The 22,085-nt window shown below is 71.6% G+C and carries 17 protein-coding genes; 9 read left to right on the top strand and 8 right to left on the bottom strand.

Translation table 11 applies throughout. The features are described from left to right. Positions 1-118: 118 nt before the first annotated feature. The gene (locus ASF82_RS03355; protein WP_056053353.1) at positions 119-1,687 is read left to right on the top strand and encodes a DUF2142 domain-containing protein; all 1,569 of its coding nucleotides are present in this window, start codon (positions 119-121) and stop codon (positions 1,685-1,687) included. A gap of 89 nt (positions 1,688-1,776) precedes the next feature. Here the strand turns inward: ASF82_RS03355 and ASF82_RS03350 are convergent, their stop codons facing one another. From ASF82_RS03350 to ASF82_RS03340, 3 genes are all read right to left on the bottom strand, one after another. Next, a complete protein-coding gene (locus ASF82_RS03350) occupies positions 1,777-4,191 on the bottom strand; it encodes a hypothetical protein (protein WP_156369899.1) in 2,415 nt (804 codons plus the stop codon). A gap of 194 nt (positions 4,192-4,385) precedes the next feature. Then, positions 4,386-7,304 carry a glycosyltransferase gene (locus ASF82_RS03345; protein ID WP_056053348.1) on the bottom strand — a complete coding sequence of 973 codons (2,919 nt, stop codon included), beginning with the start codon at positions 7,302-7,304 and terminating at the stop codon, positions 4,386-4,388. A gap of 64 nt (positions 7,305-7,368) precedes the next feature. After that, a complete protein-coding gene (locus ASF82_RS03340; protein WP_056053345.1) occupies positions 7,369-9,357 on the bottom strand; it encodes a glycoside hydrolase family 99-like domain-containing protein in 1,989 nt (662 codons plus the stop codon). Between the two features lie 140 nt (positions 9,358-9,497). On the opposite strand from ASF82_RS03340, the gene ASF82_RS03335 reads away from it, so the two are divergent. From ASF82_RS03335 to ASF82_RS03325, 3 genes are read left to right on the top strand one after another with little or no spacing between them, the layout of a single operon-like run. Then, a complete protein-coding gene (locus tag ASF82_RS03335) occupies positions 9,498-10,409 on the top strand; it encodes an ABC transporter permease (RefSeq protein WP_056053342.1) in 912 nt (303 codons plus the stop codon). Next, complete coding sequence (locus tag ASF82_RS03330; RefSeq protein WP_056053339.1) at positions 10,409-11,611, top strand: ABC transporter ATP-binding protein; 1,203 nt, start codon at positions 10,409-10,411, stop codon at positions 11,609-11,611. The genes ASF82_RS03335 and ASF82_RS03330 overlap by 1 nt, the downstream gene beginning before the upstream one ends. Before the next feature lie 8 nt (positions 11,612-11,619). Next, complete coding sequence (locus tag ASF82_RS03325; protein WP_082514276.1) at positions 11,620-12,615, top strand: glycosyltransferase; 996 nt, start codon at positions 11,620-11,622, stop codon at positions 12,613-12,615. Here ASF82_RS03325 and ASF82_RS03320 read toward each other — a convergent pair. Beyond that, a complete protein-coding gene (locus ASF82_RS03320; RefSeq protein WP_056053335.1) occupies positions 12,612-14,036 on the bottom strand; it encodes a glycosyltransferase family 4 protein in 1,425 nt (474 codons plus the stop codon). The genes ASF82_RS03325 and ASF82_RS03320 overlap by 4 nt on opposite strands. A 69-nt stretch (positions 14,037-14,105) precedes the next feature. On the opposite strand from ASF82_RS03320, the gene ASF82_RS03315 reads away from it, so the two are divergent. After that, entirely contained in the window at positions 14,106-15,239 is a 1,134-nt protein-coding gene (locus tag ASF82_RS03315; protein WP_235491148.1) for a glycosyltransferase family 1 protein, read from the top strand. Further along, entirely contained in the window at positions 15,236-16,096 is an 861-nt protein-coding gene (locus ASF82_RS03310; RefSeq protein ID WP_056053331.1) for a glycosyltransferase family 2 protein, read from the top strand. Before ASF82_RS03315 ends, ASF82_RS03310 begins: the two co-directional genes overlap by 4 nt. A gap of 52 nt (positions 16,097-16,148) precedes the next feature. Here the strand turns inward: ASF82_RS03310 and rfbA are convergent, their stop codons facing one another. From rfbA to ASF82_RS03290, 4 genes are all read right to left on the bottom strand, one after another. Next, positions 16,149-17,015, bottom strand: coding sequence for a glucose-1-phosphate thymidylyltransferase RfbA (rfbA, locus tag ASF82_RS03305; RefSeq protein ID WP_056053327.1), 867 nt, complete (start codon positions 17,013-17,015; stop codon positions 16,149-16,151). A 2-nt stretch (positions 17,016-17,017) separates the two neighbouring features. Next, positions 17,018-17,629: a dTDP-4-dehydrorhamnose 3,5-epimerase family protein gene (locus ASF82_RS03300; RefSeq protein ID WP_056053324.1), complete on the bottom strand. Its 612-nt coding sequence runs from the start codon at positions 17,627-17,629 to the stop codon at positions 17,018-17,020. A gap of 80 nt (positions 17,630-17,709) precedes the next feature. After that, complete coding sequence (locus tag ASF82_RS03295) at positions 17,710-17,940, bottom strand: hypothetical protein (protein ID WP_056053321.1); 231 nt, start codon at positions 17,938-17,940, stop codon at positions 17,710-17,712. A 31-nt stretch (positions 17,941-17,971) separates the two neighbouring features. Further along, on the bottom strand, positions 17,972-18,874 hold the full coding sequence (locus ASF82_RS03290) for a D-alanyl-D-alanine carboxypeptidase family protein (protein WP_056053318.1): 903 nt from the start codon (positions 18,872-18,874) through the stop codon (positions 17,972-17,974). 171 nt (positions 18,875-19,045) lie between these two features. Here ASF82_RS03290 and rfbB point away from each other — a divergent pair, with 171 nt between their 5' ends. From rfbB to ASF82_RS03275, 3 genes are read left to right on the top strand one after another with little or no spacing between them, the layout of a single operon-like run. Next, the gene (rfbB, locus tag ASF82_RS03285; RefSeq protein WP_056053315.1) at positions 19,046-20,029 is read left to right on the top strand and encodes a dTDP-glucose 4,6-dehydratase; all 984 of its coding nucleotides are present in this window, start codon (positions 19,046-19,048) and stop codon (positions 20,027-20,029) included. After that, positions 20,029-20,910: a dTDP-4-dehydrorhamnose reductase gene (gene rfbD, locus ASF82_RS03280; protein WP_056053311.1), complete on the top strand. Its 882-nt coding sequence runs from the start codon at positions 20,029-20,031 to the stop codon at positions 20,908-20,910. The genes rfbB and rfbD overlap by 1 nt, the downstream gene beginning before the upstream one ends. Further along, positions 20,907-22,046 (top strand): glycosyltransferase family 1 protein, encoded by a 1,140-nt coding sequence (locus ASF82_RS03275; protein ID WP_056053308.1) that lies wholly within the window; start codon positions 20,907-20,909, stop codon positions 22,044-22,046. Before rfbD ends, ASF82_RS03275 begins: the two co-directional genes overlap by 4 nt. Positions 22,047-22,085 lie beyond the last annotated feature (39 nt).

Below are 22,085 nucleotides of genomic sequence, written 5' to 3'. Positions count from 1 at the left end.
CGAGACAGTCTAGGTGCAGCCCCAGCCCGCCCACCTCGCCCGGGTCCTGAGTCCGCCCGGCGCCGATAGCATCGACGAGGGCTTCCAGCCTGAGACCGACGGAGGGGCACGACACCGCATGACGACCACCACCACGATCGACCGCGCCGAGGCACGGCGGCACGCGACCCGGTCGCCCTGGCACGTGTTCCTGGCAGCGTTCGCGCTCTTGTTCGCGCTCTCCGGGGCGTGGGCGTTCGCGAGCCCCCTGATGTCGGTGCCCGACGAGCCGGCGCACACCATCCACGCCGCCGCCGTCGTGCGCGGCGAGTTCACGGGCGAGCCGAGCGACGTCCAAGCGGGGGCGGCGGACGTCGAGGTGCCCGAGTACGTCGCCGACACCGCCGAGCTGGCCTGCTTCGCGTTCGCACCCTCCGTGCCGGCCTCGTGCCAGGAGCCGCTCACCGACTCCACGCAGCAGGAAGAGGCCACGACCAGCGCAGGCTCGTACAACCCGCTGTACTACCTCGTCGTCGGCCTTCCCAGCCTCGTGCTGGAGGGCGAGCCCGCCCTCTACGCCATGCGCCTGCTGAGCGCGGCGCTCTCGTCCGCGCTCCTCGCGGCAGCCGTCGTGGCGCTCAGCCAGATGCGTGCCCGCGCCTGGACCTTGACCGCCGTCGCGGTCGCCGTCACGCCCATGGTCGTGTTCATCATGGGCTCGGTGAACCCCAGCAGCATGGAGATCACCTCCGCCATCATGCTCTTCTCGTGGGCGTCGCTCCTGGCCCAGCGACGCTCCGAGGGATTCCCCCGGCACCGCATCGCCCTCGTCGTCGTCGCCGCCGTCGTGCTCGCCAACACGCGGAGCATCGGCCTGCTGTGGCTGCTCCTCATCGTCGTGGCGACGCTGCTCGACCTGAGCCTGCTGCGCGCTCTCGCGAGACGGGCCGCGTTCTGGGTCGGAGCCGCCGTGATCGGCCTCGGAGCCGCGGCCGGCCTCCTCTGGACCCTCACGAGCCAGAGCCTCAGCCCCGGGGTGCCCTACGTCGGAGCGGGATCGTCGTTCCTGTCGGGGTTCAACCGGATGATCTTCATCACCTTCGAGAACGGCCAGGGCTACGTGGGCCTCTTCGGCTGGATCGACACGCCCGCACCGGCGACGACGGTCCTGCTCTGGGGGTTCGCCATGCTCGCCCTCATCGTCGCGGCCCTCGTCTTCGGCCGGGGTCGTGCACGGTTCGGCACAGCCGTCCTCGCCGTCGCCATGGTGCTCGTGCCCCCGATCGTCCAGGGCTTCGCCGTCACCGACTACGGCTACATCTGGCAGGCCCGGTACATCCTCGCGATCCTCACCTGCCTCGTCATCGCCGCCGGCATGGCTCTCGACGACGCCTTCCCCTCGACGCTGCGGCGACGGGAGAGCCTCCGGCTCGTGACGGTCGGGCTGGTCGTCCTCGCCGTGCTCCACGTCCACACGGTCGTCTGGGTCTTCCGTCGGTACGTCACCGGCCTCCAGGACGGGATCGGCTGGCGGGCCATGGTCACTGCTCCTTCCTGGCAGCCGCCCCTCACGTGGGAGTTCTGGACCGTCGTCGTCGCCGCGACGGTGCTCGTGGCGGGTCTCGTGGTGCGGGCGGCGATCGCACGGTCCTGGTCCTCCCCGGTCGAGCCCGCGCATGAGCCCGAACGGGTCGACGCGGCCTCCTGACGGAGAGCGTGGTCCTGCCGCGCCGACGAACGACGAGACCCCGGGCACCTGGTGCCCGGGGTCTCGTCGTCGGTCAGCGCGGACGCGGATCAGCTCGATGTGACCCGCCAGCAGCCGAACTGGCGGTGCTGGCCGCCCCTGACGTCGAGGCCCCACACGCAGACCGTGTGGGCCCCGGCCGCGACGGGGACGGTCGCGGAGAACCCGTGCCGCGAGCCGAGGGCCGGGTACGCCGCTCCCACGTCAGGCCGGTCGAGATCGGCCGTGAACGGAGTGCCCACGCCGTCGACGTAGACGTGCACGGGCACCGCGTCGGGCGATCCCGGCGACACCATCCACCCCGTGGCCGAGACGGAGCCGGCGGCGCCGCTGACCGACTCGACGTTGCCGACCGGCGCGGTCGAGGTGACGGTCACGGTCTTGCAGCCGAGGACCGTGTTGGCGCCGGCACCGTCGTTGATGGCGAAGGCGCACACGTTCTGTGAGCCCGTCCCGGCCGGCAGGGTGGCGCTGAAGCCGTGCCTGTCACCCGACGCAGGGTAGGCGGCAGCCACGTCCGGCCGCGACACGTCGGCGACGATCGCCGTCGCCGCGGACCCGACGTACACGTGGACCTGGAGGGGCTTCGCCGTGTCGGGGTCGATCGCCCAGCCCGCGACCGTGACCGCGCCGCCCGAAGCGGCTGCGCTCTCGAAGTTGCCGAAGGGCGTCCTGCCACGGTCGACGGGCACCGACGACGGCACGGTGACCGTCCGGCAGCCCAGCGAGACGTCGCCTCCCCGGCCGTCGTTCACGGCAGTGATGCAGACCTGCTGCGACCCGGACGGCGCCGCGAGCGAGGCCTGGAACCCGTGACGGTCGCCCGACCCGGGGAACGCTGAGCCCACGTCGGCCCGCACCGCGTCGGCGACGACGGTGCTCTTCGTTCCGCCCACGGTCACCGTGAGCGACACGGGCGCCGTCGTGTCGGGGTCGAGCGCCCAGCCCTTGAGGGCCACCGTGCCGGCCGTCGCCGTCAGCTCCTCGAAGTTGCCGCGGGGCGTGCGGCCCTGGTCGGTCGGCGTGCCCGTGACGACCACCGTCTGGCAGCCCAGGACGGTGTTCGCGTCTCCCCCTCCGGCGTTGATGCCGAAGGCGCAGATGTTCCACGAGCCCGCGGCCAGCGTGAGCTCCTGCTCGTACCCGTGGGCAGAGCCGTACGCGGAGTAGGCGCGACCGACGTCGGGGCGTTCCTCGTCGGCCCGGACGACCGTCGCCTGCCCGTTCGCGTAGAGGTGCACGTCGATCGGTGCCCGCGTGTCGGGGTCGATCGACCAGCCCTTGACCGTGACCGCGTTGCCGTTGACCACCGCGGAGTCGAGGTATCCGAAGGGGTTGCCCGTCGGGACGGTCACGGTCGAGCACGACGAGGTGTTGCCCCCGCCGCCGACGTTGATGAAGAACACGCAGACCTCGTGCCGCCCGCCCGCGATGCCGAAGGAGGCGTCGAAACCGTGGCCGGCACCGGCGGCGGTGTGGATCGCCCCCACGTCGGGGCGTGACGCGTTCGCCGTCACGGCACCGGCGCCGACCCCGTCGATGTAGACGTGCACCGCGAGGGCTGCCCGCATGTCGTCGGGGTCGATCGTCCACCCCGTGACGCGCAGGGACCCGACGCCCGTGGTGACGGACTCGACGTTGCCGAAGGGGCTCGTGGGTCCCGTCGTCGCGCCGAACCACGACGTGTAGAAACGCCAGAAGTTGCGGTTGCCGTAGGCCGAGCAGGAGTCCCCCGTGCCGGTCATGTTCGCGAGCGCCGCCGCGTTCGGCTGGTACGGCGTGTAGTAGTACAGAGCCGCCGTGGCCTTGTTGCTGATGTAGACACCGCTGCTGCCGCAGGCGGCGTTCGGGTTGTAGCGCACCTGGGCCACCTGACCCACGGGGTACCAGGTGAAGTAGTTGCTCGTCCCGGCCGGGTTGCCGTAGCGCTTGAGCTGCCACGCGGCGCGGTAGATCTGGTTGTAGAGGCCGGCGTAGGCCGGGTCGCAGTAGCCGGGGCGCGACACGTCGTCCGGGCAGGCGTAGCCCATGGCGCGGTCGATCCGAGCGTCGCTCGGTGCGGTCGCCGTGATGAGCGTCTGCTCCTTCTGCAGCGTCACCAGGAGGACCTTGGCGCTGATCGAGCACGCCTGCTGCACCTTGTAGATGATGCTCGAGGTGAGTTCGGAGGCCGCGCCCTGGTAGACGCCGCACATGGCGTCTGCGGGCCGGCTGGTCGTGTCGGTGCGCTTGCCGCGGAGGCAGTTGCCGTTGCCGCACGACGGCACCTGCGCCTCCAGGAACGACTGGATCTGCGCCTGCGACATCGCGTTGGCGTCGTAGAAGTTCTGGTCGCTGATGATGTTGCCCGGCTCGAAGGAGGCCGCTCGAGCCGCCCCGGGCGGCTGGACCGCGACGAGCGTCCCCGCCGCGACGAGCACGGCCACGAGCATCACCACCCACCGGAACAGAGGTCTGGTCGTCACTGGAACGGTCATGGGTCGGCCTCTCGCCCTACGTCACGCCTGGGCCCTGTACCCGAGGCGCGGGCGTCAGGACCACCTGTCGGGTGCCCCTCGGCCGCATCACACTCACCCAGGGTATGTCAGGCACCCGCTCCGACGACACCTGCCCTGCCCCCCGGATCGGGGGGCAGGGCAGGTGTCGTGGCGGGGTCGGCCTACGCCGAGAGGTGCCCCTCGGGGTCGGTCAGGAACCCGTAGATGCCGTCGAGCGCAGCGTCCCAGTCGCCGTGTCGAGCGTCGATCGTCTCCAGAGCCTTCTCCGACGTGCGGCGACGGAGCTCCTCGTCGAGGATCAGCTTCTCGAGGTTGTCGACGATGTCGTCGACCGTCCGCATCGTGAGCTGCGAGTTCTCGCCGTTCTTGAAGAGCCAGGTGAACCACTCGCTGTCGGGTGCCACCATGGGCACGCCGCTGCCCATCAGCTCCAGGGGCAGGTACGACGGGTGGCGTGAGATCTGCATGGTGAGGCCGATGTCGGTCTCCCGGTACATCGCACCGGTCGCCCGGTAGTCGAGGAGGCCCATGTCGATGAAGTCGGCGCTGTTCGGGAGGTACCGAGCCCCCGCGGCCAGGATCCGCACCCGGTCCCCGTGGCGACGCTTGATCTCGGTGAGCGCCGCGTAGACCAGTTCCCAGCAGTTGCGGAAGTGGTCGCGGGCGTACGCGAAGATCGTGACGGGCTCCTCCGCCCCCTTCTCCCGTCGGCCGTCGGGGTGGTAGATCCCCCGGTCGACCGCCGGGGTGAAGTACATCGACGAGCCGCCGTAGGACTTGTAGATCTGGTGCATGCTCTCGGTGTTGCAGATGCCGTAGAGCCCCAGGCGGTAGCTCTCCTCCGCCATCGCGTACATGCTGCTCGCCGGGTAGAACCCCGGCTCGTAGTCCTGCATGAGGTAGAACTTCCGCGGCGCCGACGACGACTTGGCGACGTGCATGGCGGTGAGCCACAGGGTGGCCACGGCCGCGTCGGCCGGCGGCACGGCGTCGATCTGCTCCTGCGAGCCGTCGTAGAACATGACCTCGGCGTCGGCGAGGCTCGGGAACGCCGCCGCGATGGCCGACGAGATGTAGGCGTGGTTCGGCTGGGCGAACGCGATGAACCGGTGCGTGACGCCGTGGTCGCGGGTCAGCTTGTCAGCCAGGCGGAACGCCGTGTTGAGCCCGCCGAAGAAGGGCATGTCGACGTCCGGGATGAACCAGTTGATGGTCTTGACGTCGGCGAAGCCCGTCGTGGAAGCGTGCAGGTCGTGGACCTTCGCGACGTCGCCCTTCGAGACCGACGCGGTCGCGAGGAGCGACTGGGCCTCCTCCGAGATCGACCCGCTCTGCGCGACCTTGGTGTAGGCACGGCCCATGACGGCGAAGGCGAGCTGGACGGGCGCGACGTCGCGCGTGCTGGCGAACCGCGGCACGGCCGACAGACGGGAGACGTTGGGGCTCGCGTAGGGGTCGCCGTTCTGCAGCCACGGGTGGTACCGCCAGTAACTGGCGTAGAAGTCCTCCATCGGCACGGCGGACCCGCGCGTGATGGACTCGTAGTGCCGCACGGTGTCGAAGGGCACGACGACGTTGCGTCGACCAGCGATCACCTGGTCGAGACCGAGCACCACGTCGCTGCCGCAGAGGACGAAGCGCTCGTCGAGGCCGCCGACCGCGTCGAAGTACTCGCGCCGGATCGCGACGCACGCGCCGGTCACGGCGAGGCTGTCGCGGTACCAGCGCGTGGAGCCGAGGAGGGTGTCGTCGCCCGGGGTCAGGCCGGCGAAGGTGTTGTCGGCGAACCCGTTCGGACCGATGGTCACGCCGCCGTGCTGGATGAGGCCCTCGGCCTGGCGGTGCTGGACGCCCACCGTGCCGACGCCCTCGCGCATGAGGTGGCCGACCATCTCGCGGAGCCAGGCGGGGTCGACGATCTCGGTGTCGTCGTTCAGCATGACGACGACCTCGCCGGTCGTCGCGGCGACCGCGACGTTGTTGACCCGCGAGTAGTTGAACGGGGTCTCCGTCCACCACAGCACCGTCGGCTCGACGCCCAGCTCGGTCTCGGCGTACCAGGCCACGTTCTCGGGGGTCTCGCCGCCGTTGTCGATGATGGTGAGGTCGAACGGTGCGGGGTAGTCGGTGGTGGCGAGCGTGGGGAGGAGGCGCGACAGGTTCGCGCGACCGTGCCGCGTCGGCGTCACGATCGACACGCTCGGCCACGACGCGGGCTCGAACAGCACGCGGGTGACGCCGTCCTTGACGGCGACCACCGCCTCCTCGCCCCGGCGGGCCAGGGCCTCGCGGACCATGACCGCGTCCCGCGACGTCACGGGCGCGGCAGACATGCCGACGGGCTCGCTCAGCAGGGTGCGCGAGATGAGCCCCGCGCAGCGCGGCGGCAGGTCGATGTCGAGGAGCATGCGCCAGACGCCCGAGTCGGAGACGTCGGCGCCGGGAGCCCGGACGAGGGCGCGTCGCGACACGGCGAAGGCGCGGTCGAGGTAGTTGGCGCCGAGGAGGATCTCGGGCGACCACTGGGGGCGGAAGACGGGATCGCGCCGCGTGCCCCCGCGACCGACGTGGTCGGAGTCGAAGGCGATCAGCTCCAGGGAGGGGTCCACCCGGTGCTGCTTGGCCAGGTCGGTGAGGGCGTGCGTCCGGAGGACGCTGCCGCCGCGCAGGAAGAGCACGAAGTCGGCGTCGGTCTGGAACAGCACCTGCTCGATGGTCGTGCCGGTCGGGACGACCATCGCTCGGGCCCGGGTGTTGCCGTGCTGCTCGTCGACGCTGGCGAGCGTGACGGCGTCGGCCGCGTCGCCGCGGCTCTCGACGACGACCGCGAAGGTCGTCTGCGACACGAGGTCGGCGGGGGCGTGCGGCAGCCGCCGCTGCTGGGCGAGGAACTCCTTGTAGGTGTCGAGGCCGGCCTTGCCCTGCGGCACCTTCTCGAAGAGGGTCCTGGCGTCGCTGGCGAGCGCACGCGCCCCCTTGTACGTGTGGTAGCTCGCGATGGCGATCCCGCGCCCCCGAGAGTTGATGGGGAGGCGCGTCCTCGCAGTCGAGACGGCCCAGACCCTGAATCGGTGCAGCAATGTGTCTTCTCCCAGTAGATCGCGTCGATCGAGTGTAGCCGGGCCCGCCGGGGGCACCGGGGCGTCAGCGGCGGGGTCGGGTCACGGAGGCCACCGCGTCGAGGTAGGTGGCGCCGAACTTCTCGGTGGGCTCGAGGACGGCTCCCTCAGCCCACTCGTTCCAGGCGTTCACGAACACGACGGGGTCGCCCGGAGCCGTCCGGGCCGCCGACCTGGCCGCCTCGGCGAGCCAGCGGCGGAACGTGAACGGGTTCGCTCCGTACCAGATGTCGGGGGCGAGCTGTCGACGCGCGGTGTTGTCGAAGCCCGCCATGACGCCCGGCACCACCGCCCCGGTGCCCTCGGGGAGGCGGAGGCGCGACACAGCGCCGTCGGCCATGCCCCGGTAGCTCAGGACGCGGCCCTCGAACTCGGGTCGGACCCCGAGCCCGCCTCTCTCCTGCCAGTGCCACTCGTGGTTGTGCGGCGGGAACCCCATCAGCCCGTCGAGGCCGGAGCCGGCGAGGTCGTCGGACCCGAGCCCCTCGAAGACCGCTCCGACGTCGACGCCGAGCAGGTGCAGCGGGCCGACCCCGGCCTCCTCTGCTCGCCGACGCCAGTGCGCGAAGGCGGCCCGGTGGTCGGGGAGATGGGCCGGGCGGTACACCGCGACGACGGCGGCGCCGCCGATGCGGAGCCACCGCTCGTCGGCCAGGAGCGGGAGGAGGTGCTCGATGAACTCCTCGGCCGGCACCGCGTCGTAGTCCTGGGCGATGAGGACGCTGTCGCCCCGGCCGTCCCAGGTGCGCGTCCAGTCCTCGTTGGCCCACATCACGCAGAACACCTCGGGGAGGTCGCTCGCGTGCAGCCTCTCGAGCGGCATCTGCATGAGGCGCTGGCCCGCGAACCAGTAGTGGTAGTACATGAACCCGGCCACGCCGGCCCGACGAGCGAGGTCGTGCTGGGCGTGCCTGACCTCGTCGCGGCTGAGGTCGTAGAAGCCGAGCTGCCCCGGGAGCATCGGCTGCACGTGCCCCTCGTAGTCGGGCACGGCGCGGGAGACGTTGGTCCACTCGGTGAAGCCGGCGCCCCACCAGCGGTCGTTCTCGGGGAAGGTGTGGAACTGGGGCAGGTAGAACGGGACGACCCGCACCTCCTCGACGTGGTCGGGCTCGAGGTCGCCCAGGGCGTCGACGGCGGTGACCGTCAGGCCGCTCTCGACCGCCAGCACGCCGAGCAGCCTCTCGACGGCGTGCGCCGTGGTGCCGTCGACCGCGCCGTCCTCCTCGGGGAAGTCGTCGCGCTCGAGGCGGAGGGCCCGCAGCCCCCGCACGAGGAAGGCGTCGCCCCACCAGACCGACCCGGCGGGGAACCGCAGGTCAAGCACCAGGTCGTCGAGCTCGAGGCGCCGCAGGAGGTCGACGACCAGCTCGCGGTCGGCCCCCCAGTGCTCCGCGCCGACGATCGACGCCCCGCTCGTCACGAGGCCGGCCGGGGTGGTGCGGAGCGAGCGGAGGACGTCGGCGACTCCGGCCCGCGACGGCAGGACGGCGCCGACGAGCTCGTCGCGCCACTCCTCCCCCGAGCCCGGGAGCTCGGCGTGGTCGGCCCGCCACGCGGACCGCTTGGTGTGGATCTTGAGGACGGCGTCGTACCCGTCGAGGAGACCGGCGTTCACCACGGAGACCAGGGGCAGGATGTCCCGCCCCCGGTTCTCGACGGGGAGGACGACGTGCTCCCGGAGGAGCTCGAGGTCGAGGAGCAGGGGCTCGACGCGGACGTCGACCCCCTCGGCGACCGTGACCACGAGGTCGAACGGCTCGGGGAGGTGCCGGAGCTCGCCGAGGAGCCCGGGGAGGAGCTCGGGGTAGAAGACGTGCAGCACGACGACGACGCCGGGGCGACCCGCGTCGGACGGCCTCGCCACGTCGCGCCACGACTCGGGGAAGCCCACGAAGCGGCTGGTCGCGCGCCTCGCCACGAAGGAGCGGAAGTCGGAGGGCGACCGGTGCGCCGTGCCGGCGGCGACACCGTCGCGGAGGAGCTTCTGTCCGAGGGTGATGCGCCCTCTCATGAGGCGGCGCCTGGCGCCAGCCCACGTCGGAATCCTGACGATGAGCCCGGTCCTTTCCGTTCGCCGAAGATGTCTATTGTATTGTCTCGGGGTGGTTCGCCACGACCCGCGCACCCGTACCGGCTGGAGGCCGCACATCCATGGCTGATGCCAAGAACGTCGCTGCAGAGCGCCTCGCCAGACTCGAGAAGACCGACTGGCAGGACGCGGGCGCGACCGGCACGTTCGTGTCCGGGTTCGCCTCGTCCGTCCGTGACATCTGGGGCCACCGCGAGCTGCTCGGCATGCTCACGAAGCGCGAGCTCAAGGCCCGCTACAAGGACTCCACGCTGGGCTTCCTCTGGAGCCTCGCGCGTCCGCTCACCCAGCTCTTCATCTACTACGTCGTCCTCGGGCAGTTCCTCGGAGCCGCCCGCAACATCCCGAACTTCGCCATCTACATCTTCGCCGGCCTGACGGTCTACACCGTCTTCTCCGAGATCGTGGGCGCCGGCACCGCGTCGATCGTGGCGAACGCGGGCCTGGTGAAGAAGGTGTACCTGCCGAGGGAGGTCTTCACGCTCTCGAGCGTGGGGTCGTCGCTCTTCAACTTCGGCATCCAGTTCGTGATCCTGCTGATCGCGGCGGCCGTCACCGGCTCCCTCCGGCTCGGGCCGCACCTCCTCTACGGGGTCGCGGGGCTGTCGCTGGTGCTCGTCTACGCCGTCGCCCTCGGCCTCCTGCTGGGCGCGCTCAACGTCTTCCTCCGCGACGTCCAGTACCTCGTCGAGGTCATCCTCATGCTGGTCATGTGGGGCTCCCCGATCGTCTACTCCTGGACCCAGGTGCAGAACCACCTCCCGGCCTGGCTGGTCCAGGTCTACCTCGACAACCCCGTCACCCTCGCGGTGATCGGCTTCCAGGAGGCCTTCTGGTCGGCGGGCACCCCCGGCACGGCCCCCGACGACCTCTTCACCCGCATGGTGATCGCCGGTCTCGTGGGCCTCGTCCTGCTGTTCGTCTCGCAGCGCATCTTCTCGAAGTTGCAGGGCAACTTCGCTCAGGAGCTTTGATGTCCGACACCACCGTCCCCATCGTCCAGGTCGCCGACGTCTCGAAGAGGTTCGTCCTCCACAAGGACAAGAGCGTCAAGGAGCGGCTCGTCAGCCTGGGCCGCGGCAAGGTGCACCGGGAGGACTTCTGGGCGCTCCGCAACATCGACCTCGAGATCGACGCCGGCTCGACCATCGGCCTCATCGGCCCGAACGGCTCGGGCAAGTCGACCCTGCTCAAGGCGATCGGCGGCATCATCCAGCCCACGTCGGGCTCGGTCGTGCGTCGTGGCCGCATGGCGGCCCTCCTGGAGCTCGGCGCCGGCTTCCACAGCGACCTGACCGGTCGCGAGAACGTCTACCTCAACGCGTCGATCTTGGGGCTCAGCCGTCGCCAGACCGACCTCTACTTCGACGACATCGTGGAGTTCTCCGGCATCGAGGAGTTCATCGACACGCAGGTCAAGTTCTACTCGAGCGGCATGTACGTGCGGCTGGCGTTCGCCGTCGCCGTGCACGTCGACCCCGACCTCCTCCTCGTCGACGAGGTGCTCGCGGTCGGTGACGAGGCGTTCCAGAAGAAGTGCCTCGACAAGATCGCGTCGTTCCAGGCGGAGGGCCGCACCATCGTGCTGGTCACGCACACGCTGAACCAGATCACCGACCTGTGCTCGCGGGCCCTGGTGCTGGCGAGGGGCTCGGTCGTCTTCGACGGCGACCCCACGGACGCCGTGAGCGTGCTGCGCTCCGGCTTCAAGACCGCGACCGACGCGGCCGAGGAGCGCATCGTCGCCGACCACGTCGAGGTGTCCAGCTTCGAGATCGCCCGGGTCGAGAGCATCTCGGTCTCCGGCCGCGACACGGGCGACCAGATCCTGGTCGAGGCCGACCGGCCCCTCGAGATCGACATCACGGTCGACGCGAAGACACGGCTGACCGACTGGGGCATCGGCGTCCACGTCGACAACCCCTTCGGCCAGGTCGTCGTCGGCACTCACTCGAGCGTGCTGCCGGTCACCGTCCCCGTGCTCGAGGGGCGTCGCACGGTCCGCTTCACCCTGTCCGACGCTCACCTCGGCAGCGGCGAGTACCGCGTCACCAGTGCCGTCTTCGGCACGGGCGGGCAGGAGCTGCACCGCCTCACCGACGGCGCGACCTTCACGGTGAAGTCGCCGGTCAAGACCTACGGCCCGGTCGGCGCCGCGGCCAAGCTCACCTTCTGAGCGGGCCCGTGCTCGACGTTCGGGGCCTGCCCGTGACGGAGGTCGTGGTCGTCAACTGGCGACGCGCGGACCTGACCATCGCCTGCGTCGAGTCCCTGCGGGCCGAGGCTGCCGCCTCGGGCGCCACGGTGACGGTCGTGGACAACGGCTCGGGCGACGGCTCGGCCGGCCGCATCGCCGCCGCGGCCCCCTGGGTGCGCCTCGTCCAGGTGCCGGACAACCGCGGGTTCGCGGCGGGCGTCGGCGCCGCCCTCGCCGCGAGCGACGCCGAGGTGCTGGTCCTGCTCAACAACGACGCCCTGGCCCGGCCCGGGTTCGTGTCCGAGCTCGTCGGGCCCTTCGCGGCCTCGCCGCGGCTGGGCGCGACCACCGCTCGCCTCCTCCTGCTCGACGCCGACGGCACGTCAGACCGCACCAACTCGACGGGCAACGTGGTCGACCGGGCCGGCAACGGCGGCGACCGCGACTGGCAGCGCCCCCACCCCGTCGACTCCCCCGCCGAGGTGTTCGGCTTCGGAGGCGGCGCCTGCGCCCTGCGGGTCACGGCGGTCCGCGACAGCGGCGGCTTCGACGAGAGCCTCTTCATGTACTACGAGGACACCGACCTCAGCTGGAAGCTCCGGCGCCGCGGCTGGGACGTCCGCTACGTCGGAGCTGCGGTCGCGCTGCACCGCCACGCCTCGTCGTCGGGCGTGGAGTCGGAGCTCTTCGTCACGAGCAACACGCGCAACCGGCTCGTCGTGGCCCTGCGACACGGACCGTGGTCGATGGTCTCGCGCGCGGTCTCGCGGACCACCGTGCGACTCCTGGTCGACGGGCTGCACGGCATCCGCTCTCCGCGGGAGCGGAGGCGGGCGGTCTGGCGGGCCCGGGCCCTGGGGCAGTTCCTGGCCCGGGTGCCGCGCACCCTCGCGGAGCGACGTGCCGTCGACGCCGGAGCCTCGGTCTCCCGGGCCACGGTCGTCGCCACGCTCCCGACGGGAGCCTCCGCGAGCGAGGGCTAGGCGCCCGGCTCCTCCTCCGCGTCGGCCTCGGACGCCGTGACCGCGGCGAGGGCGGCACGTCGACGACGGTCGCGGAGCCGCTCCGCCACGAGCGAGGGACCTCCCGTCCTGAGGAGGCGCCCCAGGGTCTTGACGTCGTCGAACCGCGTGCGCGGCAGGACGGGCGGCGGTGCCGTCACGAGGTTCCACGTGTCGACCGACGACCGCCGAGGCTCACGGCAGAACTCGACGAGAGGGGCCAGGTTGGCGCGCCACGTCATCGTCGCGGCCAGTTCGCGGGCAGCCGCCGACCACCGGGCCCGGGTCTCGTCGTCGGCCGCCGCGGCCACGATCGCCGCCGAGAGGGCCTCGACGTCACCGACGGGCACGGTGGCCCCGAAGCCGTGGCGGAGGATGAGGTCCTCGAAGACGTCTCCCTCCGTGGTGATGAGGGGCAGACCCGCCCAGACGTAGTCGAGGTTCCTCGTGCGGAAGCTGAAGCGGGTCTCCAGGCCGGCGTGGTGGGTGGTGACGCCGAGGTCGGCGTCGGCGAGGTACGCTGCGCGGTCGTCGTAGGCGACCCACTCCTCGTTGAAGACGACGTGGGTGCCGTAGAGGCCCAGCTCCTTCGCGAGGGCCACGGCCTGGTCGGGGACGGCGTGGCCGTCGATGCCCGCGTTGGGGTGGACCTTGGCGAGGAAGAACAGGCGGAGGTTCGGCAGGTGCTCCCGGGCGTGGTCGACGGCCCGGATCAGCGTCAGCGGATCGAACCAGTCGTAGATGCCGCCGCCCCAGATCAGGACGAAGTCGTCGTGGCCGATGCCGGGCACGATCCCTCGGATGGCCCTGGTCTCGGGGGCGAAGGCGCTGTCGGGGACCCCGAAGGGGACGATGCGGACGAGGTCGTCGAGGACCGCGGCGTCGGCCTCGACCTCGAGGGGCGGGCGGACGCGGCCGAGCGCCGCGAGCTGACCGATCCAGAGGTCGCGCTGACGGTCGCTCGCGCAGAGCACGAGGTCGGCCCGTGACAGCTGCGCGTTGAGCTCGGTCGTCAGCTCGGCGAAGACCCGGTCGACCTCCGCCTTCTCCATGCCGTGCTGACGGTGCAGGAACTCCAGGTGGAACGGGTCGTAGAGGTCCATCACCTGGACCTGGGGCTTGTCGCGCAGCCAGGGCATGCTCGCGTAGAAGCCGCCCTGGAAGAGGACGACGTCGGAGTCGTCGACGAGCTGCTCCGCGTTCTCCGGGCCGAACTCGACGACGTCGAAGTCGTCCGTGCGGCGCGACACGTCGCGCAGGGAGGCGATGGTCACGGCGTGGCCCTCGGCGTGGAGGATCGTGGCGATCTCCCACGCGCGGATGGCGGGGCCGGCGAGCCTCTCGGAGACGGGCTCGCCGATCACGATGAGGATGCGCGGCAGGTCGGGATGCGGGGCGGTCACCGGACCGACTGTAGTGCGTCGTCGGCTCGGATATGCTGGCGGCTGCCGAGTCTGCGTGAGGGGTTCCATTTGTCGAAGACCGTGTCGGTCCTGATCGACGGGACCGCCGTCCCCTCCGAGCTGGGCGGCGTGGGCCGGTACCTCGAGGGCCTCGTCTCCGCCCTCGACGCCGCCGACGAGCCGGTCGCGGTCGTCGTCCGGCGAGAGCACGTGGAGCACTTCCGGCGACTCGCGCCGACGGCCCACGTCGTCGAGGCGCCCCGGGCCGTCGACCGCCGCCCGCTCCGCTTCGTCTGGGAGCAGACCGGCCTCGTCCTGCTCCGTCGTCGCCTCGGCGCCCGTGCCCTCCACTCGCCGCACTACACCTTCCCCCTCGTCGCACGCCGCCGGGTGGTCACGGTGCACGACGCCACCTTCTTCAGCGACCCGGGCAGCCACGGACGCCTGAAGCGCACCTTCTTCTCCGCCTGGATCAGGGCCTCGCTCCGCCGACGCCTGGTCTGCGTGGTCCCGAGCGCCGCGACCGCCGACGAGCTCGTGCGCCACGTGCAGACCCGCCGTGCCTCCGTGAGGGTGGCGCACCACGGGGTCGACCACGCGGCCTTCGCACCTCCGTCCGACGCCGAGCTGGTGGAGCTCCGCCGCCTGGTCGGCCTCGCCGACGACGAGCCCTGGCTCGCCTTCCTGGGCACGATCGAGCCCCGGAAGAACGTCGCGCTCCTCCTGCGTGCTCACCAGCAGCTGCGTGCCGACCGCGGCGCCGCGGCCGTGCCCGACCTCGTGGTGGCCGGGGCCCGGGGCTGGGACGACGAGGCGGCCCGGCTCCTCGACGCCCTCTCCCCCGCCGACGGCGTGCGCGAGGTCGGCTACCTGCCCTTCGCGTCGCTCCCCGCCCTCCTCGGCGGTGCCTCGGTCGTCGCCTACCCGAGCTCGGCCGAGGGCTTCGGCCTCCCGGTGCTCGAGGCCATGGCCTGCGGGGCGTGCGTGCTCACCACACGGCGCTCGGCCCTGCCGGAGGTCGGCGGAGACGCGGTGGCCTACTCGGAGCCCGACGAGACCTCGATCCGGGACGAGCTCGGCCGCCTCCTCGACGACGCCGCACGCCGGGCTGCCCTCGGCAGGGCCGGCGTCGCCCGCGCCGCCGGGTTCACCTGGGCGGCGACGGCTGCGGCGCACGTGGCCGCCTACCGGGAGGCCTCGTGAACCACGTGCTCGGCGTGGTGACCGTGACCCACAACTCCGGCGAGACCCTCCGGTCGTTCCTGCAGAGCGTCGACGAGGCCGTCGGGGTCGCCACGACCGTCGACCGCGCGACGGTCGTCGTCGCCGACAACGACTCCCGCGACCCGACGATCGAGGCGGGCATCGCCCGGGCGCACGCCGCCGTGTTCGTCGATCGCCGGGCCAACGACGGCTACGGCGCCGGCATCGACGCCGCCGTCGACGCGCTGCCCGACGACGTCGACCTCGTGCTCGTCTCCAACCCGGACGTCGTCTTGTCGCCCTCGTCGCTCGACCACCTCGTGACGGCGGCCGACCGCCTCCCCGGGGCGGCGTCGATCGGGCCGCGCATCCTCGACGGCACCGGTGAGACCTACCCCTCGGCCCGGGCCCTGCCGTCGCTCCGCACGGGAGTCGGCCACGCGCTGCTCGGGCGGGTCTGGCCGGCCAACCCCTGGTCGGTCGCCTACAAGGCCGAACGAGACTCCGACCGCGAGCGCGCCGCCGGGTGGCTGTCGGGTGCCTGCTTCCTCGTGCGGCGCGAGGCCTACGACGCCGTCGGCGGGTTCGACCACTCCTACTTCATGTACTTCGAGGACGTCGACCTCGGCGCGCGGCTCGGAGAGGCCGGCTGGACGAACGTCTACGTGCCCGACGCCGTCGTCACGCACACCGGCGCGCACAGCACGGCGCAGAACAGCGCCGTGATGGAGCGGGTGCACCACCGCAGCGCCGCCCTCTACCTCTCTCGCCGCTACGACTCCTGGTGGCTCGCCCCCCTCCGGCTCGCCCTCCGGGTGGGGCTCCGCGCCCGGTCGTGGTGGGTCACGAGGGGCTGAGACGACGAACGGCGCTCCCTCTCGGGAGCGCCGTCGGTCGGCCGGGGCGTCGTCAGCGGGAGCTGAGCAGCTTCTGGAGGTAGACGCCGTAGCCGCTCTTGGCGAGAGGTGCAGCGAGTGCCGCGAGGTGCTCGTCGTCGATCCAGCCGTTGCGCCAGGCGATCTCCTCGATGCAGCCGATCTTGTGGCCCTGGCGGTCCTCGATGACCCGGACGTACTCCGACGCCTGCATCATGGACTCGAAGGTGCCGGTGTCGAGCCAGGCGGTGCCCCGGTCGAGCACCTGCACCTGCAGGGAGCCCGACTCGAGGTAGCGCTCGTTGACGGTGGAGATCTCGAGCTCGCCGCGAGGGCTCGGCTCGATCGTCTTCGCGATGCGGACCACGTCGTTGTCGTAGAAGTAGAGCCCGGGGACGGCGTAGTTGCTCTTGGGCGCCGCGGGCTTCTCCTCGATGGAGACGGCCTTGAACGCCTCGTCGAACTCGACGACGCCGTAGGCCTTCGGGTCGGAGACGTGGTACGCGAAGATGGTGGCGCCGTCGACGTCGGCGTTCTTCTTGAGGTTCGAGCCGAGGCCCACCCCGTGGAAGATGTTGTCGCCCAGCACCAGGGCGACGCTGTCGTCTCCGATGAACTCCTCCCCGATGACGAAGGCCTGAGCCAGGCCGTCGGGCGAGGGCTGGACCGCGTACTCGATCTCCATGCCGAGCTGCGAGCCGTCGCCGAGCAGCGCCCGGAACTGGTCGTTGTACTCGGGGGTCGTGATGACGAGCACCTCGCGGATGCCGGCCATCATGAGGGTCGACAAGGGGTAGTAGACCATGGGCTTGTCGTAGATCGGCATCAGCTGCTTCGAGATGCCCTTGGTGATCGGCCACAGCCGCGTGCCGGACCCGCCGGCGAGGATGATGCCCTTCATGCTCAGGCCTCCCTCGTGTCGAGCGACGCGTAGAACGCACGCATGTCGTCCCAGGTGGGGAGCAGGCCGGACGCGGCCGCCTCGGCGAGTCCCGGAGCCGCGGTGTCCTTCGGCGAGAGGAGCGCCTCCCCGGCCTCGGGCGGGAACACCAGGCCGACCTCGGGGTCGAGCGGGTCGATGCCGTGCTCGCGCTCGGCGTGGAACGTGTCGGTGACGAGGTAGCTCACGGTCGCGTCGTCGGTCAGGGCGACGAAGGCGTGGCCGAGGCCCTCGGCGAGGTAGATCGCACGCCGGTCGACGTCGTCGAGCAGGACGCTGTCCCACTGCCCGAAGGTCGGAGAGCCCACGCGGATGTCGATCACGTAGTCGAGGACGGCGCCGTGCGTCGCCGTCACGTACTTGGCCTGGCCGCGGGGCACGTCGGCGAAGTGGATGCCGCGCACGACGCCTCGCTTCGAGACCGAGGTGTTGGCCTGCCGGAGGTCGATCGGGTGGCCGACGACCTCGGCCAGACGATCGAAGCGGTACCACTCGAGGAACACGCCACGGTCGTCGCCGAACTGCTTCGGCGTGATCTCGTAGCTGTCAGGGATCTTCAGTTCGCGGATCTGCACCCGGGCAGCCTAGCAAGGAGCCTCCCCGGCGCACCGGGGCACGCGCCGTCGTCGCGAGCACGGAGCCAGGTGGGACCAGGTCACCGACGGGAGTAGTCAGCCCCGGTCCTCAGCTCGCTGCGGGGGATGGACAGCGAAGTGAGGATGTCGTAGAAACCCTGGGCGCCGATGTCGCGGGGGGCCATGCCCACGGCACGGAGGGCGACGACGGTGGACTCCGTCGTCACGTGGCGCAGCATCCGCGGAGCGACGATGCAGACGTAGCCGCCGCCCACCTCGGGGAGGTAGTCGGTGCAGTGGAGGACGATCATGTGCGGGCTCTCTGGGTGAGGGGGCTGAGGATCACGGACGCCAGTAGTCGGCGTCCGTCACGAGGGCGGACCTCGGGACGGAGAAGACGTCGAGGAGCGCCTCGAAGTCGACGCGGCGGACGACGTCGAAGTACGGCACCCCGACGCTCCGGATCGCGTTCACCTGACCGATCGTCGTGAAGTGCCGGAGGAAGCGGGTGCCGACCATGCAGGTGTAGCTCGTGCCCACGCCGGGCATGGCCTCGGGCACCCGCAGCGCGATCAGGCCGGTCGAGTTCGACACCGCCTGGACCGCTTCGGGGACGTAGGGGGCGGTGTAGTCGAAGTGCCAGGGCTCCGGGCGCGAGAACGTGTTGCCCGTCGGCGTCCAGCCGTACGAGGGAGCGTAGGCGTCCATCCAGCGCTTCATGTACGAACCTGCGACGTCGACGCTGGAGCCGAAGTCGCACGAGATGCCCCAGCCGTGGTTCGACGTGCCGGGGTAGGCGGCCAGGTTGCCCGTGCCCGCCTGGTACTTGTTCCAGTACTCGACCTGGCGGTCGTAGCTCCGGTACCCCTCGGTGATCACGAGGGTACGTGCCATCTCGTTCTGGAAGGCCGAGGCGAGGGCGAAGTACTGACGGGCAGCGTCGGCTCGCAGGTACCCCGAACCGGAGACGACGGCCGGCACGGTGGCCAGGAGCGACGAGGGGATCTTGCCGTTCACCTGCCCGCCCCACGCGTTCGTCGCGGCCACGCGGAGGGCCGACTGCACCGTCGTCACGCCCTGCGTCGTCTCCCCGAGGCTGGCGGCCGCACGCGCCTCTGACGGCCTCAGGGCCGCAGCGCCCGTCGCCGCGACGAGGGTCGCGGCGGCGTAGGCCAGGAGGCGGCGTCGGTCGACGGGTGCCCCGGGTCCCCCGGCCGACGCCGCGTCGGACTGCTCTTCGTGCATCCGACGACGTTCGCACGCCACGGCCGCCACGGTCTACCCCCATCCCGGGGGCGCCGGCGTCGGCAGCGTCCCCGCCCCGACGGGGCCGGCCGCGCGTGCCGAGCCCGTCGCCGAGCTGCGTCCGGCTAAGATCGACCGACCTCAGAAGACCGACAATCTCAAGGAACCTCCGTGAAAATCCTCGTCACCGGCGGAGCCGGCTTCATCGGCTCCAACTTCGTCCGACGCACCCTCGAAGACGCGTACCCGGGCCTCGAGGGGGCCGAGGTGGTCGTGCTCGACGCCCTCACCTACTCGGGCAACCTCGCCAACCTGGCGAGCGTCGCCGACTCCCCCCGCTACCGCTTCGTCGAGGGCGACATCCGCGACGGGGCCCTGCTCGACACGCTCTTCCCCGAGGTCGACGCCGTCGTCCACTTCGCGGCCGAGTCGCACGTCGACCGCTCCGTGCGCGACGCCTCGATCTTCGTCGAGACCAACGTCCTCGGCACGCAGCAGCTGCTCGACGCGGCCCTCCGCAACGACCTGGCCCGCTTCGTGCACGTCTCCACCGACGAGGTCTACGGCTCGATCGCCGAGGGCTCGTGGGCGGAGGACCGCCCCCTCGAGCCGAACTCGCCCTACTCCGCCTCGAAGGCAGGCAGCGACCTCCTGGCGCGCAGCTACCACCGCACCCACGGCCTGAACGTCTCGATCACGCGCTGCAGCAACAACTACGGCCCGTACCACTTCCCCGAGAAGGTCATCCCGCTCTTCGTCACCAACCTCATCGACGACCGTCACGTGCCGCTGTACGGCGAGGGGAACAACATCCGCGACTGGCTCCACGTCGACGACCACACCCGCGGCATCGCGATGGTGCTGGTGGGCGGCCGCGCGGGCGAGATCTACAACATCGGCGGCGGCACCGAGCTCACCAACAAGGAGCTCACCGAGATGCTGCTCGAGGCCACCGGCAAGGACTGGTCCTACGTCGACCGCGTGCAGGACCGCCTGGGCCACGACCTCCGCTACTCGGTGGACATCTCGAAGATCCGCGCCGAGCTCGGCTACGAGCCCCAGGTGCCCTTCGCCCAGGGCCTCGCCGACGTGGTGCAGTGGTACCGCGACAACCGTCAGTGGTGGGAGCCCCTGAAGGAGCGAGCGGCCCTCTGATGACGACATCCCAGCACGCCAAGTACCTCGTCACCGGCGCCCGCGGCATGCTGGGCTCCGACCTCGTCGAGGCCCTGTTCGGCCGCGACGTGACCCTCCTCGGCCGGGCCGAGCTCGACGTCACCGACCGGGACGCCGTCTTCGCCGCGGTCGACGGCCACGACGTCGTCGTGAACGCGGCCGCCTACACGGCCGTCGACGCCGCGGAGACCGACGAGGAGGCGGCGCTGGCGGTCAACGGGACGGCCGTCGGCCTCCTCGGCGAGGCGACGGCCGCCTCCGGCGCGAAGCTGGTCACGGTGTCGACCGACTACGTCTTCGCCGGCGACGCCACGGCGCCCTACGCAGAAGACGCCCCCTACGCACCGCTCAACGCCTACGGCCGCACCAAGGCCGTCGGCGAACGGGCCGCCCTCGCGGCGAACCCCGACGGCACGTACGTCGTGCGCACCGCGTGGCTCTACGGCCGCCACGGCGCCAACTTCCCGAAGACGATGCTGGGGCTGGCCGCGGCCCGCGACACGCTCTCGGTCGTCGCCGACCAGGTCGGTCAGCCCACCTGGACCCTCGACCTCGCCCACCAGATCGTCGCCCTGCTCGACGCCGACGCTCCCGCCGGCGTCTACCACGGCACGAACGCCGGGCAGACGAGCTGGTGCGACTTCGCCCGGGAGACGTTCCGCCTCACCGGCCTCGACCCGGAACGGGTCCACCCCACCGACAGCTCGACCTTCGTCCGCCCGGCGCCGCGCCCGAGCTACAGCGTCCTCGGCCACGACGCCTGGCAGCGAGCCGGGATCGCCCCGATGCGCCCGTGGCAGGACGCCCTGGCCGAGGCCAGCCGGACGGGCGTGCTGAGCGACGCCGCCGGGGGCCGATGACCACGCTGCGGGTCGTCGTCGACCAGATCCTCGCGCCCGTGCCGGGCGGCATCGGCCGCTACACGAGCGAGCTCACCCGCGCCCTCGTCGCCACGGCCCCCCGTGGCTGCGACGTGCAGGGCGTCGTCGCAGCCCACCCCCAGGCCGAGTACGACCGGCTGACGGACCTCGTGCCGGGCCTCTCCGGCCTCGCGAAGTCCCCCCTCGGGCGGCGTGAGCTCGCCGTCGCGTGGCAGACCGGCCTCGTCGGGCTGCCGGGCAAGGGCATGGTGCACGCCACGAGCCTCCTGGCCCCCCTCGGCCGCCACGACCGCGACCTCGACCCCGGCGACCAGACCGTCGTCACGATCCACGACACCGTCCCGTGGACCCACCCCGAGACCCTCACGCCCCGGGGAGTCCGGTGGCACAAGGCGATGACGAAGCGCGCCTTCCGCCACGCCGACGCGGTCGTGGTGCCGACCCACGCCGTCGCGAGCGAGCTCGCAGAGCTGTTCCCCTTCGGCGACCGGGTCCGCGTCGTCGGGGGCGCCGTCAGCGACGACCTCCGGGTGCCCGCCGACGCCGACGCCGTGGCCGACGAGCTCGGCCTCCCCGACCGCTACGTGCTGAGCGTCGGCACCGTCGAGCCCCGGAAGGGCCTCGAGCCCCTCATCCGAGCGCTTGCGCACCCGGACGCCCCCGACCTCCCGCTCCTCGTGGTCGGGCCGGAGGGCTGGGGCGACGTCCGCGTCGCCGACGTCGCCGCGGCCGCCGGCCTCGCGCCCGAGCGTGTGCGCACCCTCGGCTTCGTGACCGACGCCCAGCTGGCCGTCCTGCTGCAGCGCGCCTCCGTCTTCGTCTTCCCCAGCCTCGCCGAGGGCTTCGGCCTGCCCGTCGTCGAGGCGCTCAGCCTCGGCACGCCCACGATCGTCTCCGACGCCCCGGCCCTCGTCGAGGTGGCCGACGAGGCTGCCGTCGTGGTGCCCCGCCTCGACGCTGAGGGCTACCCCGAACGGCTCGCCCAGGCGATGTTCCAGGTCGTCAGCGACCTCGAGCTGTCGTCGCGCCTCGGGATCGCCGGCCTCGACCGGGCACGGGCCTTCAGCTGGCGCGACTCGGCCGACAAGGTGTGGCAGCTGCACGCCGACCTCTGAGCGGCACCGGGCGGCGAGGGGCGTTCCACGGACGGTGCC

This window comes from Frigoribacterium sp. Leaf164 (assembly GCF_001423665.1).
GTDB lineage: Bacteria > Actinomycetota > Actinomycetes > Actinomycetales > Microbacteriaceae > Frigoribacterium > Frigoribacterium endophyticum.
Note: the sequence above shows the minus strand (reverse complement) of the source record. Positions and strands in the feature narration are given on the sequence as shown.

Coding starts and splice junctions, on each gene's coding strand:
- ASF82_RS03355 (WP_056053353.1), top strand. CDS start 119: ATGACGACCACCACCACGATCGACCGCGCCGAGGCACGGCGGCACGCG.
- ASF82_RS03340 (WP_056053345.1), bottom strand. CDS start 9,357: ATGAGAGGGCGCATCACCCTCGGACAGAAGCTCCTCCGCGACGGTGTC.
- ASF82_RS03335 (WP_056053342.1), top strand. CDS start 9,498: ATGGCTGATGCCAAGAACGTCGCTGCAGAGCGCCTCGCCAGACTCGAG.
- ASF82_RS03330 (WP_056053339.1), top strand. CDS start 10,409: ATGTCCGACACCACCGTCCCCATCGTCCAGGTCGCCGACGTCTCGAAG.
- rfbA (WP_056053327.1), bottom strand. CDS start 17,015: ATGAAGGGCATCATCCTCGCCGGCGGGTCCGGCACGCGGCTGTGGCCG.
- ASF82_RS03295 (WP_056053321.1), bottom strand. CDS start 17,940: ATGATCGTCCTCCACTGCACCGACTACCTCCCCGAGGTGGGCGGCGGC.
- ASF82_RS03290 (WP_056053318.1), bottom strand. CDS start 18,874: ATGCACGAAGAGCAGTCCGACGCGGCGTCGGCCGGGGGACCCGGGGCA.
- rfbD (WP_056053311.1), top strand. CDS start 20,029: ATGACGACATCCCAGCACGCCAAGTACCTCGTCACCGGCGCCCGCGGC.
- ASF82_RS03275 (WP_056053308.1), top strand. CDS start 20,907: ATGACCACGCTGCGGGTCGTCGTCGACCAGATCCTCGCGCCCGTGCCG.